The organism is Streptomyces sp. NPDC056480 (assembly GCF_042795405.1).
In the GTDB taxonomy this organism is placed as follows: Bacteria; Actinomycetota; Actinomycetes; order Streptomycetales; family Streptomycetaceae; genus Streptomyces.
Map to the genome: position 1 here is coordinate 44,077 of NZ_JBHTSA010000052.1, position 13,364 is coordinate 57,440.

Here is a 13,364-nt window from a genome sequence, read left to right on the forward strand (position 1 = left end):
GGCAGCGGCAGCGGAACGACACCGGACCGTTGAGCGGCGCCCGACCCGTGCCCGTGACATCGTGGGTGGCATGAGCATCGTGGTTCGCCCGGCTTCCGCCTTCGAGGACGTCCGCACCCTGGTCGGTCCGAAGTCGCCCGGTGCCAACGTCTGCTGGTGCCTGAGCTACCGGATCCCGTCCAAGCTCAACAACGAGCTCCGTGGGCCGGCCCGCGGTGAGTACGTCGCCGAGCTGTGCCGGTCGACACCGCCTCCGGGCGTGCTCGCGTACGACGGTGACGAGCCGGTCGGATGGGCCGCCGTGGCGCCGCGCTCGGACACCTCCTTCGCGCGCAGCCGTAAGATCCCGCACGTCGACGACCTGCCGGTCTGGTCGCTGTGGTGCATCCGCGTCCGCCCGGGTCATCGCAAGAAGGGGATCTCGCACGCGCTCATCGCCGGTGCGGTCGAGTTCGCCCGCGACAACGGCGCGCCGGCGATCGAGGCGTACCCGATCGAAAGCGGTGGCGCCAAGGTCGACATGACGATGGCGTACGCCGGGATCCGGAAGAACTTCGAACGCGCCGGGTTCACCCACGCCGCCGACACCACATCGGTGCTCGCCGGCCACCCCCGGGTCCTGGTGCGACTCGACCTGCGCTGACGGAACCGCCCGCGCTCCTGCTGTGCGGGTGGCGTCGGAGCGGTGTGCGTGCCCTTGCCGTTCTCGGACCTCGACAGGTCGGCGAGGGAGGCGAGTGCGGTGAAGACGGAGGCCCCGGAGCCCATGACGGCCGTGTGCCTGCCGGTGTAACGGGCGCGGACCGCGCTGTCGTCGAGGTCCGGGACGCGGTACGAGATCCGGTCGGACGCCGCGCGCTCCCCGAGCGCCGGGAGCCCGTCACCGCCGGCCGGGCCCGGTAGGGCCCAGGTGCCGGAGGCGTCGATGACGGCGTGGGCGAGGATCCGCTCTTCGCGGCCGTCGGCGTGGGTGACGTGGACGGCGGAGGGCCGGGTCTCGCGGTCGGCGTCGACGATCCGGTCGAGGCCCGAGCGGGAGACGCCGGTGACCCGGGCGCCGATTCATGGCGGTTCCCTCTCCGACGTCGGCGTCTCCCAGCCGACCGTCTCCCACCACCTGAGGAAGCTCAAGGAGGCCGGGCTGCTCTCCTCCGAGCGGCGGGGCACCTGGGTCTACTACCGCGTCGAGCCCGCCGTCCTCGCCGCGATGGGCGCGCTCCTCACCAAGGCCGCCACCGCGTAGTCCCGGCAGGGGCGTCGCCGACGTCGACGGAAGGGGTCACCTTGACTGCCGGGTACCGGAAGCCTGCACCGGGCTCCGTCGTATGAGGAGCGCCCCCGTGCTTGCGATCTCCGTGGCGCCGCCGACCGCCGACCACGCCGCGCAGGTTCTGGCGATCACCGTCCTGGTCGAACGCCGCAGCCCCCGTGTCGACTGATGGCCGCCGCAACGCCGCCGGTCACTCGGCGGCCGCCTTCCCTCGCGTGAAGATGACCGCGACCAGGGCGAGACCCACGGCCGCTCCGATGATCTGCGAGCCGACGAACGCCGGCACGGAGGCGGGCGCGATGCCCGCGAAGGTGTCGGTGAAGGCGCGGCCGATCGTCACGGCCGGGTTCGCGAACGAGGTCGACGAGGTGAACCAGTAGGCCGCGCCGATGTACGAGGCGACGGCCACGGGCGCGAAGCGGAGTCGGTCGGTACGGGCCAGGCCGAAGATCAGCAGGATCAGGCCGGCCGTCGCGACGGCCTCGCCGAGGAGGAGGTTCCCGGCCGAGCGGTCGTGCGTGGACCACTTCACCAGCGGCTCGCCGAACATCGCGTCCGCCAGGATCGCGCCCGCGATCGCGCCGACGGTCTGGGACGGGACGTAGACGGCGAGCTCACGGGCGTTCACACCCGCACCGCCGCGCCTGGCGGTCCACCACTCGGCCAGGGTGACGGCCGGGTTGAAGTGCGCGCCGGAGACCGGCCCGAGCAGGGTGATGAGGACGCCGAGGCCGAAGACGGTGGCGGTGGAGTTGGCGAGGAGCCGCAGCGCGACGTCGTCGGTGAGCCGGGTGGCCTGGATGCCGGAGCCGACGACGATCGCGACCAGGGCGGCGGTGCCCACGAGTTCCGCGGCGGCTCGTGCGGCGAGCGGGGTACGGGACGGGGCGGCGGCGGGCACGGGCCGCGGCGATGTGCCGTCGGCTATGACCTCGCCCGCAGCGGGCTCGGTGGCGGTCACGGGCGGATGCTCCTCGGCAGGCGGGGGCGAGAGGTTACGGGCAGGCTCTCTTGGTGTCGGCGTTGGCGCGGGCGGTCGCGGCCAGGGCGGCGAACTGTCCCGCGAGCTGCTCGATGACCTCGGGCTTGAGCCGGTAGTAGGTGAACCGGCCGCAGGGCTCGGTCTCGACGACGCCGGCCTCGCGCAGCACCTTCAGGTGGTTGGAGAGGTTGGTCTGCTTGGCGCCGGTCTCCTCCACGAGGTGGGTGGTGCAGAGCGTCTCGCGGGCGAGCAGGGTCACGATCTGAAGGCGCAGGGGGTCTCCGAGCACCCGGATCAGATCAGTATCGACTGACGTCATCATGGGCTGATACTGTCACATCACCCGGGGCTGATACCAGCCTGGGCTGACCTCCCCGGGTCCAAGGGGGTTCTCGCCTCCGGCGGACGCCGAATGACCGCGTCCTCGCGCGTTCCCTCCGTGACGCCGTCCCTGCCCCCAAGGAAGAACCGATGACCGCTCCGCTCGCCTCCGTGCTCTTCGTGTGCGTCCACAACGCCGGCCGCTCGCAGATGGCCGCCGGATTCCTCGACCACCTGGCCGGGGACCGTATCGAGGTCCGCTCCGCGGGTTCGATTCCCGGTGACCGGGTCAACCCGGCCGCCGTCGAGGCCATGGCCGAGGTCGGCGTCGACATCTCCGACCGGAAGCCGAAGGTCCTCACGACCGGGGCCGTCCAGGCGTCGGACTACGTCATCACCATGGGCTGCGGCGACGCCTGCCCGATCTTCCCGGGCAGGACGTACCTGGACTGGTCCCTCGACGACCCGGCCGGCCGGGTCGTCGAGGCCGTCCGCCCGATCCGCGACGAGATCAAGGCCCTCGTCGAGGGCCTCGTCGCCGAGATCGACGCGAAGCGGGAGCGGTGACCCGGATCGAAGCCGCCGTCCGCACGGCACCGACCCCCGCGACAGCGCGAAGCTGAGAGCGGCTCTCGGCCGGTGGGGCCCCTGGGCACGCCCCAGGGGCCCCACCGGCTTCCGCTCCCTCTTGCCGCCGCGGGCCGGCGCGTGTCTCAGCCGACGTGGACGCGGGGGCGGCGGTTCCGGTCGGGCTCCGCCTCGCGCAGGACCTCGCGGGTGACCGGGGCGACCTCGCCCTGGCCGAGGAGGAAGAAGCGGAGGAAGTTGGCGAAGGGGTTGCCCTCGGTCCACTCGAAGTAGATGTGGGGGCTGACGCCCGTCATGTCGCGGGAGTGGAGGAGCAGGGCGGCCAGTGCGTTGGGGACGGAGGAGGATTCCACGGTGAGGACGCGGAAGCGGTCGTGGAGGACCTCGCCCCGCACCGTCAGGCCCGCCTCGAACTCCGAGGGGTCGGTGACCGTCACCTCGACGAAGACGAAGTCCTCGGTGGTCGGCAGGTCGTTGTCGGCGCGGATCTGCTCGATCTTGTCGCGGTACTCGGCGATGTCACGGTTGTCGGGTTCGTTGGCGATGAAGCGCGGGGTGCGGCGGGAGATGTCCTGGATGAAGCGCTGGGCCATCTCGTCGAGCTCGACGTGGGTGACGCGGAGCTCGAAGGCCCGGCCGAGGCGGGAGAGAAGCGAGATGAGGATGATGCCGGCGATGAAGCAGGCGCCGATCTTCACACCGTCGGGGCGCTCGATGACGTTGACGACGGTGGTGTAGAGGAAGACGGCGGAGATGACGCCGAAGCCGATGGTCCAGCCCCGCTGGCCGGCCTTGCGGGCCGCGATGGTCACCGCGATCGCGGCCGAGCAGATCAGGACGAGGACACCGGTGGCGTACGCACCGCCCTGGGCGTCGACGTCCGCGTCGAAGATCCATGTCACGAGGAACGCGACCAGCGTGAAGACGATGACCATGGGGCGGACGGCACGGGCCCAGTGCGGGGCCATGCCGTACTTCGGCAGGTAGCGCGGCATCAGGTTGAGCAGGCCGGCCATCGCCGAGGCGCCAGCGAACCACAGGATCAGGATGGTCGACACGTCGTAGACGGTGCCGAACGCGTTGCCGAGGTACTCGTGCGCCAGATAGGCGAGGGCGCGGCCGTTGGCCTTGCCGCCGGACTCGAACTCCTCGTGCGGGATGAGGACGGTGGTGATGAAGCTGGTGCAGATCAGGAAGACGCTCATGATGAGCGCGGCCGTCGTCAGCAGCTTCTTCGTCCCCCGGATGCGTCCGGCGGGCTTCTCCTCCGTGTCGCCCGGCTCGCCCTGGACGTGCGGCATGACCGCCACACCCGTCTCGAAGCCGGAGAGGCCCAGCGCGAGCTTCGGGAAGACGAGCAGGGCGACGCCGATCATGGCGAAGACGTTGCCGTGCTCGGCGGTCAGTGCGGCCGTCCAGTCCGTGACCACATGACCCTCGGTCAGGACGTGCCACAGGCCGGTCACGACGACGACCGCGTTGAGGGAGAGGTAGATGCCCACGAGGACGACGGCGACGCCGATCGCCTCCAGGAACCCCTTGAGGAACACCGCGCCGAGCATCGCGATCAGGATCATGGTGATCAGGACCTGCTTGTCGTGCAGGGCCTCTTCCAGATGCGGGTTCTCCACCAGGTGGGTGGAGGCGTCGGCCGCCGACAGGGTGATCGTGATGAGGAAGTCGGTCGCGGCGAAGCCGAGCAGGGTCAGGACGAACAGCTTGCCCTTCCAGAAGGACAGCAGCCGCGACAGCATCGCGATCGAGCCCTCGCCGTGCGGGCTCTCCTCCGCCACGCGCCGGTACACGGGGAGCGCGCCGGCCAGGGTGACGATCACCAGGACGATGGTGGCGATGGGGGAGAGCAGACCGGCGGCCAGGGCCGCGATGCCCGGCTGGTAGCCGAGGGTCGAGAAGTAGTCCACGCCCGTCAGGCACATGACCCGCCACCAGCGCTGCCCCTTGTGGCCGGCGTCCGGCGCCGACTCCTTGGGCCGGGAGGGCTTGCCCTTCCCCATGTCGGAGAGGCCCTCCAGCATCCACGCGCGCAGTCGTCCGGTGCGCGCGTCCGGTGTGGTGGCCATGGGGGTGCTCCTGAGCTGCTGCTGGATGAGGGGTTCCGCCCGTCGTGCGGACGGGCCGGGCCAGCGTAAGCAACGCGTCAACGACCGATCGGGCCGGGCGCGTCAGGAAAGCGTCAAGATGCACCGGTCGGGCTCATCCCCGGGATCGACCGAGTGGGGGAGCGGGCGCTCAGTGCGACCGGGAGACGACGCCCCGTGCCTCCGAGGGAGCGTGCCGACACGGACGGCAGGGCGCCGCCGGAGCGGTCACGGGCGGTAGACGAGCTCGATCAGGAAGGCCGCGATGAGGAGCCAGGCTCCGGCGCCGAGCAGCCACAGGGCGTCGTGGAACACGCCGAGGACGCACACGGGCAGAGCCGCGGCGGCGAGCGACATCGACATGCGTCGCACGCGGCTGTCGGCGGGTGTCCGCGCGCTGTTTCGGCTCATGGCACGACCGTAGCGCCGTGGACGCCCGTGTTCCCGGGCACTCGCGTCAAGAAGGTGTGAAGAGAGTGCCGTCGGGCGCCAAGAACGCGCCAGGAACTCCTGGGAGGGCCCTGACCAGGGCACACCCTGAGCGGACCTGAGCACGAAGGAGAACACTCGCATGTCCGCACTGACCACCGAGAACGGTGCCACACCCGTCGTCGGGGAACCGCCGGACACCGGTGCGCGCCACAAGCTGACGGCCGTCACCGGACTCGCCGCGCTCTCGCTCGACGCGATGGCCTCGGTGGCGTACGGCCCCGAGGCCATCGTCCTGGTCCTCGCGGCGGCCGGCGGATACGGGCTCGGCTTCACGCTCCCGGTCACGCTGGCCATCGCGGGCCTGCTGGCCGTCCTCGTGGCCTCGTACCGGCAGGTCATCGCCGCGTTCCCCGACGGCGGCGGTTCGTACGCGGTCGCCAAGGCGCACCTCGGTCGTCGCACCAGCCTGGTCGCGGCGGGGTCGCTCGTCCTCGACTACGTCCTGAACGTGGCGGTCGCCGTGACGGCCGGTGTCGCCGCCCTGACCTCGGCCTTCCCCGAGCTGTACGGCGACCGGCTGTGGATCTGCCTGGCGGTCCTCGTGCTGATCACGGGGGTGAACCTGCGCGGGATCGTCGACTCGGCCCGCGCGTTCATCGCCCCGACCGCCGTCTTCATCGGCGCGATCCTGGTGCTGATCGTCGTCGGCCTCTTCCGCGACGCCCCCGTCTCCACGGCCGCGTCCGCCGGACACGCCTCCGTCCTCGCCGACAACGCCACCACCGTCGGCGCCCTGCTCCTGCTGAAGGCCTTCGCCTCGGGCTGCTCGGCGCTCACCGGCGTCGAGGCGATCGCCAACGCCGTGCCCTCGTTCCGCGCCCCTGCGGCCCGCCGGGCGATGCGCGCGGAGGTCGCGCTCGGCGCGCTGCTCGGTGTGATGCTGATCGGCCTGTCCGTCCTGATCTCCCGCTTCGGGCTCCAGCCGGTCGAGGGCGTCACCGTCCTCGCCCAGCTCGCCGACGCCTCCCTCGGTCACAACTGGGCTTTCTACGTCGTGCAGTTCGCCACCATGGTGCTGCTGGCGCTCTCCGCGAACACCTCCTTCGGCGGCCTTCCGGTCCTGCTGAAGCTCCTGGCCCGCGACAACTACCTGCCGCACGTCTTCGGTCTGAAGGCCGACCGTCAGGTCCACCGTCACGGTGTCGTCTGGCTCGCCGTCGTCTCGGCCGGTCTGCTCGTCTTCTCCGGCGGCGACACGAACACGCTCGTGCCGCTCTTCGCGATCGGCGTCTTCGTCGGCTTCACGATCGCCCAGACCGGCATGGTCCTGCACTGGCGCCGCGAGCGCGGCCCCCGGTGGGCCGCCAAGGCCCTGCTCAACGGTCTCGGCGCCGTTCTCACCGGTGTCTCCGCGGTCGTCGTCACCGCCACCAAGTTCCACGACGGGGCCTGGCTGATCGTCATCGCCCTGCCGGTCCTCGTCCTCGCCTTCGAGGCCGTGCACCGGGCGTACGGGCGGATCGGCGAGCGTCTCGGCGTCGGCCGGATCCCCGAACCCCCGCACCGCGAACGCTCTCTCGTCCTCGTCCCGGTCTCGTCCCTCACCCGCCTCACCAGCGAGGCCCTGACAGCCGCCGTCTCCCTCGGCGACGAGGTCCGCGCGGTCACCGTCTGCCACCCGGACCCCGAGGACGTGGCCGTCACCGAGGCCCTCGAACGCGACTGGGCCCTGTGGAACCCGGGCGTCCCGCTCGTCCGGCTCCCCTCCGAGCGCCGCTCGCTCGGCCGGCCCATCACCGCGTACGTACGCGACCTGGCGGCGACCGAACCGGGCACCCGCGTCACCGTCCTCGTCCCCGAGGCCGAACCCGAGCACCTGTGGCAGCGGGCCCTGCAGAACCAGCGGGGCGCGGTCGTCGCCCACGCCGTCCGCCGCGACACGAACGCCGTCGTCTGCCGGCTCCGCTTCCGCTGCTGACCACGTCCGCCGACCGTCAGGAATCCGTATGAGACCCCTCCGCCCGGTGCCCCCCACGCCGCACCGGGCGGAGGCTTGACGTGTCGGAGGGGGATCGCGGGGGGCTGGATCCTGCGAGGTGGATCATGAGGCTTCCGCTTCGGGACACGGCCGCCGTCGCCGCCGGAGTCCTGGCACCGTTCGCCGCGGCTCTTGTGCTGATGCCGCTGCGGGCGTCCGTCACGCACACCAATCTCGCGCTGCTGCTGGTCGTCGTGGTCGTCGCCGTGTCGGCGTTCGGCAACCGGTTCGCGGGCGCGCTCGCCGCGCTGTCGGCCGCCGCGTGGTTCGACTTCTTCCACACCGAGCCGTACGGGAGCTTCCACATCGAGGACCGGGCGGACGTCGAGACCGCCGTCCTCCTCCTGGTCGTCGGCCTGATCGTCTCCCAGCTGGCCGCGCACGCCCGGACGATGAGGCGGGTGGCGGTCACCGACGCCACGCACCTGGAGCGGCTGCACGGCACGACCCGCCTGGCCCGGACCGGCACCTCCTCCTCGGACGACATCCTCCGACGGGTGCGGGACGAGCTGATCGAGGTGCTGGAGCTGAGGGCGTGCCGTTTCGAGTACGGCACGCTCATCGGGCGTCCGCCGCGGCTGGACCCGGACGGGACGGTGAAGGTGGACGGCTGGATCTGGGACCTGGAGCGCCAGGGCTGGCCGGAGGGCGAGATCGAGCTGCGCGCCGTCGTCCGCGGCCGGTACCAGGGCCGCTTCCTGCTGAGCCCCGAACCGGGCTGCGCACCACCGTCGTTGGAGGCGCGCCTGGTCGCGGCCGACCTGGCCGCTCAGGCCGCCGCCGCGCTGGACGACGACAGCGTCGGTGCGGGCCGCAGACCGTGAGGACGGAGGCCCTCGGGCAACCGTGACGCGCGGCTGACGGGGCCGGCGACGTGGTGGACGTACTCGTGGTCGAGGCGGAAGCCGGCGGTCCAGGCGAGGAGGCGGCTCGGGCGGTTGTCGCGGGAGCAGCTCCAGCCGGCGCGGTGGCCGCGGGCCGCGATGTCGGCGGTCAGTGCGGCGACGCAGGCCAGGGCCAGGTGCTGACGGCGTTCGTCGGGCGCGGTGGCGCAGGCGACGTCCTCGGAGCGGCTGCCGAGGTACCGGGAGCAGGCCACTGCGAGGACCCTTCCCCTGCGTGTCGCGATCCAGCCGAGTCCCGAGGCGGCGAGGGCGGCGGGTCCTTCCCAGCTCTGGTGGATCCAGGCCATGGCCGGGTCGAGCGCCGCGAGCGCCGGGGCGTCCTCGGGGGAGAGCCTGCGGATGACGACGCCCCGGGGGACGCGGGGCGCGACGGCCGAGGCGCGGTGGACGTAGTGCATCCGGTCCCAGGGGACGAGCTGCTCGAAGGCGGCTCCGAGGACGGGGAGGAAGCGGCCCGGCGTCTCGACGTAGTGCCCGGCGAGCGGGGCCAGCTCGTCCGGGGTGACGGCGCTGGGGTCGCCGGCGAGGAGGGCGTGTCCGCCGCAGGTCACCGCCACGACGCGCGGCTCCCGGGCGCGGTCGGTCCACCACTGGCCGTGGCCGGTGGTGAGGACGTGCTCGGCGAGTGCCCTGGCGCCGGGTGCGCCGGACAGGAACACGCGGGCGGGGGCGGGAGGCTGGTGGGGCGGGTGCGGGATCACGGCAGCTCCTGGTGCGGGAGAGGACGAGGAAGGGGGCGGCCCGGGTGTGGGCCGCCCCCGGGGGTTCAGCGGGCGCCGGCCCTGCGGCCGTGGTTCGCCTTCTTCCTGCGGCGGTCCTTCTTCTTGCGGGCGCGCTTGGACATGAGTGGTGTCGTTCCTTTCGGGTGCTCCGGCCGACGAGTCAGGCGCTCTGGCCGACGAGGAGGTCGGCGAGCTTGGTGAGGCGCTTGACGGTGCGCTCCTCGGAGGCGGCGGGCGCGGGGGCGACGCGGTGTTCGCGGTCGTAGTAGGCGCCGTTGACGATCTCGACGGCCGGGTCGCAGAGCCGTACGACATGCGCCGCGCCCTCGGCCGGAGCGACGCCCTCGTGGGCGTACAGGGAGAGGAGGCTGGTCGTGCAGACGCCCGGGTGCACGGAGACGGCGGTGACCCGCGGGTCGGCGGCGAAGACCGTCAGGGCCAGCTGCGACTGGGCGTAGGCGGCGAGGCGCGAGTAGCGGCGGGCCCGCTGGGGGTCGTTCCACTGGATGGAGCCGCTGCGGTGGAGAGAGGAGGAGACGTTCACCACTCGACCGCCCCTCCCTCCGGTGAGGGCCGGCTCCAGGAGGTGGGTGAGCAGGTAGTGGGCGAGGAAGTTGACCTGGAAGGCGATCTCGTTGCCGTCGGCCGTCACGGTGTGCCGCTCGGGCGCGGCCATGCCCGCGTTGTTGACGAGGACGTCGAGGCGCGGGTGCTCGGCCAGGACCCTGACGGCGAGCTGCTCGACCTCCTCCAGGCGGGTGAAGTCCGCGCCGAACGCGCACAGTCGGGACCCGTCGACGCCGGCGAGGGTGACGAGCCGGTCGGTGGCGGCGAGCGCCTCCTCGGCGGTGCGGCCGTGGACGAGCACCGTGGCCCCGCGCTCGGCGAGCAGCCGGGCGGTCTGGTGGCCGATGCCGGAAGTGGCACCGGTGACCAGGACGGTACGGGAGGAAAGGTCGGATACGGACATGACGGGTCAGTCCCTCAGGAGTGAAAGGTGTGTACGGGTACGAGGAAGGGGCGCCGGACAGGGGATGTCACGACGCCCCGGGGCGAAGCGGAGGCACGTCAGCGGTGGGCGGACGTCTCCGGACAGCGGGGCTCACGACGGGGCGCCCGATGGGGCGGCCGGTCGAGCAGGAGCCATGCGCTGTTCATGCTTCCCATCGAACCCGCGACGGACGCCCCGGGCAAGGCGAACGGCGGTTCCCTGACGCCCTCCTGACGAGTGGTCACCCGAGGCCGGGGACGGTGGAGACGATCAGGTCGATGGCCTTGATGCCGAGGAAGGGCAGGACGAGTCCCCCGAGGCCGTACACCGTGAGGTTGCGGCGGAGCAGGTGGTGCGCGGAGGCGGGCCGGTAGCGGACGCCGCGCAGGGCGAGGGGGATCAGGGCCACGATGATCAGGGCGTTGAAGATGATGGCCGAGGTGATCGCCGAGGTCGGGCTGTGCAACCCCATGATGTTCAGCGCCTCCAGGCCCGGATGGGCGCCCGTGAACATGGCCGGGATGATCGCGAAGTACTTCGCGACGTCGTTGGTGATCGAGAAGGTGGTCAGGGCGCCCCGGGTGATGAGGAGTTGCTTGCCGATCTCGACGATCTCGATGAGCTTGGTCGGGTTGGAGTCGAGGTCGACCATGTTGCCGGCCTCCTTCGCGGCCGACGTGCCCGTGTTCATCGCGACACCGACGTCGGCCTGCGCGAGCGCGGGCGCGTCGTTCGTGCCGTCGCCGGTCATCGCGACGAGCTTCCCGCCCGCCTGCTCCTTCTTGATCAGCGCCAGCTTGTCCTCGGGGGTCGCCTCGGCCAGGTAGTCGTCGACCCCGGCCTCGTGGGCGATGGCGCGCGCGGTCAGCGGGTTGTCGCCGGTGATCATGACCGTACGGATGCCCATACGGCGCAGTTCCGCGAACCGCTCCTTGATGCCGTCCTTCACCACGTCCTTGAGGTGGACGATGCCGAGGACGCGGGGGCCGTCCCAGTCGTTGACGGCGACCAGGAGGGGAGTGCCGCCGGCCGCCGAGATCTGGTCGCTCCAGGCGCGCGCCTCGCCCGGCACCGTACCGCCGTACATCTCGACCCAGGCGATCACCTGCGCCGTCGCACCCTTGCGGATGTGGCAGGCGGCGCCGTTGTCCCAGCGCAGGTCGATACCGCTCATCCGGGTCTGTGCGCTGAACTCCACGAACCGGGCGTTCGCCAACTCGCCCTCGGCCGGGGCCCGCAGACCGAACCTCACCTTCGCGAGGATCACCACGGACCGGCCCTCGGGCGTCTCGTCGGCCAGCGAGGCCAGCTGCGCGGCGTTCGCGAGCTGCGCCTCCTCGACACCGGGCAGCGGGACGAAGTCGGCGGCCTCGCGGTTGCCGAGGGTGATGGTGCCGGTCTTGTCGAGGAGGAGGGTGTCGATGTCGCCCGCGGCCTCGACCGCGCGGCCCGACATGGCCAGGACGTTGCGCTGCACGAGCCGGTCCATGCCCGCGATGCCGATCGCGGACAGCAGCGCGCCGATCGTCGTCGGGATCAGGGTCACGAGCAGGGCGACGAGGACGGTGGTGGAGGGGGCGGCGCCGGCGTAGGCGGCCATGGGCTGGATCGCGACGACGACCAGGACGAAGACGACGGTGAGCGCGGCGAGCAGGATGTTCAGCGCGATCTCGTTCGGCGTCTTCTGCCGGGAGGCGCCCTCGACCAGGGCGATCATCCGGTCCATGAAGGAGTGGCCGGGGCGCGAGGTGACCCGTACGACGATCCGGTCCGACAGCACCGTCGTCCCGCCCGTCACTCCCGTCCGGTCGCCGCCCGACTCGCGGATCACCGGCGCGGACTCGCCGGTGACGGCGGACTCGTCGACCGCCGCGACGCCGTCGACGACATCGCCGTCGGCGGGGATCAGCTCGCCCGCCTCGACGAGCACGAAGTCGAACAGCCGGAGGTCGGTGGCGGCCACGGCCTCCGTCTCGGCCCGGTCGAGGTCCGTGCCGTACCGCCAGTGCCTCAGCCGCAGCGCCACCGTGTCCGTACGCGCCTTGCGCAGCGATGCGGCCTGAGCCTTCCCGCGGCCCTCCGCCACGGCCTCGGCGAGGTTGGCGAAGACCACCGTCAGCCACAGCCAGGCGCTGATCACCCAGGTGAACACGGACGGGTCGAAGACCGCCGACAGTGTCGTGAGCACCGAGCCGACGCCGACGACGAACAGCACCGGATTCCGTACCAGGGCCCGCGGATGCAGCTTGCGTACGGCCTCCGGGAAGCACTTCACCAGCTGTACGGGGTCGAGCAGCCCGCCCTGTGCCGAGCGTCGCCGTTGGGGTGCGGCGGCCGGGTTGTGGGGCGGAGCGGCCGGAGCGGTCGGAGTCCTCGGTGCTGTCGGATCGGTCGGCGTCGGCGTCGGCGTCGGAGGAGCGGAGGGCGCCTGCTGGGGCGCGCGGAAATGCATCGCGGAAGACCTTCTGAATAGCCCGGCCGCCCGATCGGCGCAGGCCGGGAGAGCACGGCAGGGCCGCCCTCGTCCGCGTCCGTGGGTGCCGGAGAAGACCTCCGGCTCCCACAGGACGGCTGTGGACGGACAGCGTCGCTCGCGGAGCGGGGGCACAGGAGTCGGATGGGAGGACTGCCGTGCCCCCGCGGTCCAGGGACGATCAGGCCACTGACGTCCACGGGCCGGTGAGCGACCGAGAAGAAAACTAGGCGCACGGGAAGCCGTCGGCGGCACCGGGACGCCCGAATTGACGTCTCTCTGACGGGTGTCGGTCCCGGTCGTCAAAGGCCCGTCAAATCGGACCGACGGAGCGTCAGGACCACGTCAACACCGTCGGGCGGAGCCCGAAACGAACCACAGACTCCTCACTGCGGGGGATCGGACAACCGTCCGAGGCGTCGGGGTGGGAGGGATGCGTGTCGACCGCCACCGGTGGCACGCACGGTCCGGACACGACGGCCGGGACCGCCACCACGACACCCACGACGGTTGTGCGACCGGTGGGCCGTCCCGGTCCGCGAC

General features: G+C 71.9%; 13 protein-coding genes. 5 read left to right on the forward strand and 8 right to left on the reverse strand.

Going from position 1 to position 13,364, the window contains the following annotated elements; genetic code table 11:
* Positions 1-70: 70 nt before the first annotated feature.
* Together ACFQ79_RS22730 and ACFQ79_RS22735 are read left to right on the forward strand one after the other, a co-directional pair.
* Entirely contained in the window at positions 71-643 is a 573-nt protein-coding gene (locus tag ACFQ79_RS22730; protein WP_383586267.1) for a GNAT family N-acetyltransferase, read from the forward strand.
* A gap of 282 nt (positions 644-925) precedes the next feature.
* Positions 926-1,243 (forward strand): ArsR/SmtB family transcription factor, encoded by a 318-nt coding sequence (locus ACFQ79_RS22735; protein WP_383586269.1) that lies wholly within the window; start codon positions 926-928, stop codon positions 1,241-1,243.
* Between the two features lie 217 nt (positions 1,244-1,460).
* Here ACFQ79_RS22735 and ACFQ79_RS22740 read toward each other — a convergent pair whose 3' ends face one another.
* Positions 1,461-2,231 (reverse strand): aquaporin, encoded by a 771-nt coding sequence (locus ACFQ79_RS22740; protein ID WP_383586271.1) that lies wholly within the window; start codon positions 2,229-2,231, stop codon positions 1,461-1,463.
* A 34-nt stretch (positions 2,232-2,265) separates the two neighbouring features.
* Positions 2,266-2,574, reverse strand: a complete 309-nt coding sequence (locus tag ACFQ79_RS22745; protein WP_383586273.1) for an ArsR/SmtB family transcription factor — start codon at positions 2,572-2,574, stop codon at positions 2,266-2,268.
* Between the two features lie 149 nt (positions 2,575-2,723).
* Between ACFQ79_RS22745 and ACFQ79_RS22750 the strand changes: the two genes are divergently transcribed.
* A complete protein-coding gene (locus tag ACFQ79_RS22750) occupies positions 2,724-3,140 on the forward strand; it encodes an arsenate reductase ArsC (RefSeq protein ID WP_383586275.1) in 417 nt (138 codons plus the stop codon).
* A 146-nt stretch (positions 3,141-3,286) separates the two neighbouring features.
* On the opposite strand, the gene ACFQ79_RS22755 is transcribed toward ACFQ79_RS22750, so the two are convergent.
* Both ACFQ79_RS22755 and ACFQ79_RS22760 read right to left on the reverse strand, forming a co-directional pair.
* Positions 3,287-5,242: an amino acid transporter gene (locus ACFQ79_RS22755; RefSeq protein WP_383586277.1), complete on the reverse strand. Its 1,956-nt coding sequence runs from the start codon at positions 5,240-5,242 to the stop codon at positions 3,287-3,289.
* 246 nt (positions 5,243-5,488) lie between these two features.
* Positions 5,489-5,671 (reverse strand): hypothetical protein, encoded by a 183-nt coding sequence (locus ACFQ79_RS22760; protein WP_383586278.1) that lies wholly within the window; start codon positions 5,669-5,671, stop codon positions 5,489-5,491.
* 160 nt (positions 5,672-5,831) lie between these two features.
* Here ACFQ79_RS22760 and ACFQ79_RS22765 point away from each other — a divergent pair, with 160 nt between their 5' ends.
* Together ACFQ79_RS22765 and ACFQ79_RS22770 are read left to right on the forward strand one after the other, a co-directional pair.
* A complete protein-coding gene (locus ACFQ79_RS22765) occupies positions 5,832-7,670 on the forward strand; it encodes an APC family permease (protein WP_383586280.1) in 1,839 nt (612 codons plus the stop codon).
* A gap of 125 nt (positions 7,671-7,795) precedes the next feature.
* Positions 7,796-8,554: a DUF4118 domain-containing protein gene (locus ACFQ79_RS22770; RefSeq protein ID WP_383586282.1), complete on the forward strand. Its 759-nt coding sequence runs from the start codon at positions 7,796-7,798 to the stop codon at positions 8,552-8,554.
* On the opposite strand, the gene ACFQ79_RS22775 is transcribed toward ACFQ79_RS22770, so the two are convergent.
* The 4 genes from ACFQ79_RS22775 to kdpB form a co-directional block, all read right to left on the reverse strand.
* Positions 8,500-9,336 carry a GNAT family N-acetyltransferase gene (locus ACFQ79_RS22775; protein ID WP_383586284.1) on the reverse strand — a complete coding sequence of 279 codons (837 nt, stop codon included), beginning with the start codon at positions 9,334-9,336 and terminating at the stop codon, positions 8,500-8,502. The genes ACFQ79_RS22770 and ACFQ79_RS22775 overlap by 55 nt on opposite strands.
* A 65-nt stretch (positions 9,337-9,401) precedes the next feature.
* Positions 9,402-9,479 (reverse strand): 50S ribosomal protein bL37, encoded by a 78-nt coding sequence (locus ACFQ79_RS22780; RefSeq protein ID WP_383380455.1) that lies wholly within the window; start codon positions 9,477-9,479, stop codon positions 9,402-9,404.
* 38 nt (positions 9,480-9,517) lie between these two features.
* A complete protein-coding gene (locus ACFQ79_RS22785) occupies positions 9,518-10,327 on the reverse strand; it encodes an SDR family NAD(P)-dependent oxidoreductase (RefSeq protein ID WP_383586286.1) in 810 nt (269 codons plus the stop codon).
* A 262-nt stretch (positions 10,328-10,589) separates the two neighbouring features.
* Complete coding sequence (kdpB, locus tag ACFQ79_RS22790; protein WP_383586288.1) at positions 10,590-12,800, reverse strand: potassium-transporting ATPase subunit KdpB; 2,211 nt, start codon at positions 12,798-12,800, stop codon at positions 10,590-10,592.
* Between the last annotated feature and the right edge of the window lie 564 nt (positions 12,801-13,364).

Coding starts and splice junctions, on each gene's coding strand:
- ACFQ79_RS22730 (WP_383586267.1), top strand. CDS start 71: ATGAGCATCGTGGTTCGCCCGGCTTCCGCCTTCGAGGACGTCCGCACC.
- ACFQ79_RS22735 (WP_383586269.1), top strand. CDS start 926: ATGACGGCGTGGGCGAGGATCCGCTCTTCGCGGCCGTCGGCGTGGGTG.
- ACFQ79_RS22745 (WP_383586273.1), bottom strand. CDS start 2,574: ATGATGACGTCAGTCGATACTGATCTGATCCGGGTGCTCGGAGACCCC.
- ACFQ79_RS22750 (WP_383586275.1), top strand. CDS start 2,724: ATGACCGCTCCGCTCGCCTCCGTGCTCTTCGTGTGCGTCCACAACGCC.
- ACFQ79_RS22755 (WP_383586277.1), bottom strand. CDS start 5,242: ATGGCCACCACACCGGACGCGCGCACCGGACGACTGCGCGCGTGGATG.
- ACFQ79_RS22760 (WP_383586278.1), bottom strand. CDS start 5,671: ATGAGCCGAAACAGCGCGCGGACACCCGCCGACAGCCGCGTGCGACGC.
- ACFQ79_RS22765 (WP_383586280.1), top strand. CDS start 5,832: ATGTCCGCACTGACCACCGAGAACGGTGCCACACCCGTCGTCGGGGAA.
- ACFQ79_RS22770 (WP_383586282.1), top strand. CDS start 7,796: ATGAGGCTTCCGCTTCGGGACACGGCCGCCGTCGCCGCCGGAGTCCTG.
- ACFQ79_RS22780 (WP_383380455.1), bottom strand. CDS start 9,479: ATGTCCAAGCGCGCCCGCAAGAAGAAGGACCGCCGCAGGAAGAAGGCG.
- ACFQ79_RS22785 (WP_383586286.1), bottom strand. CDS start 10,327: ATGTCCGTATCCGACCTTTCCTCCCGTACCGTCCTGGTCACCGGTGCC.
- kdpB (WP_383586288.1), bottom strand. CDS start 12,800: ATGCATTTCCGCGCGCCCCAGCAGGCGCCCTCCGCTCCTCCGACGCCG.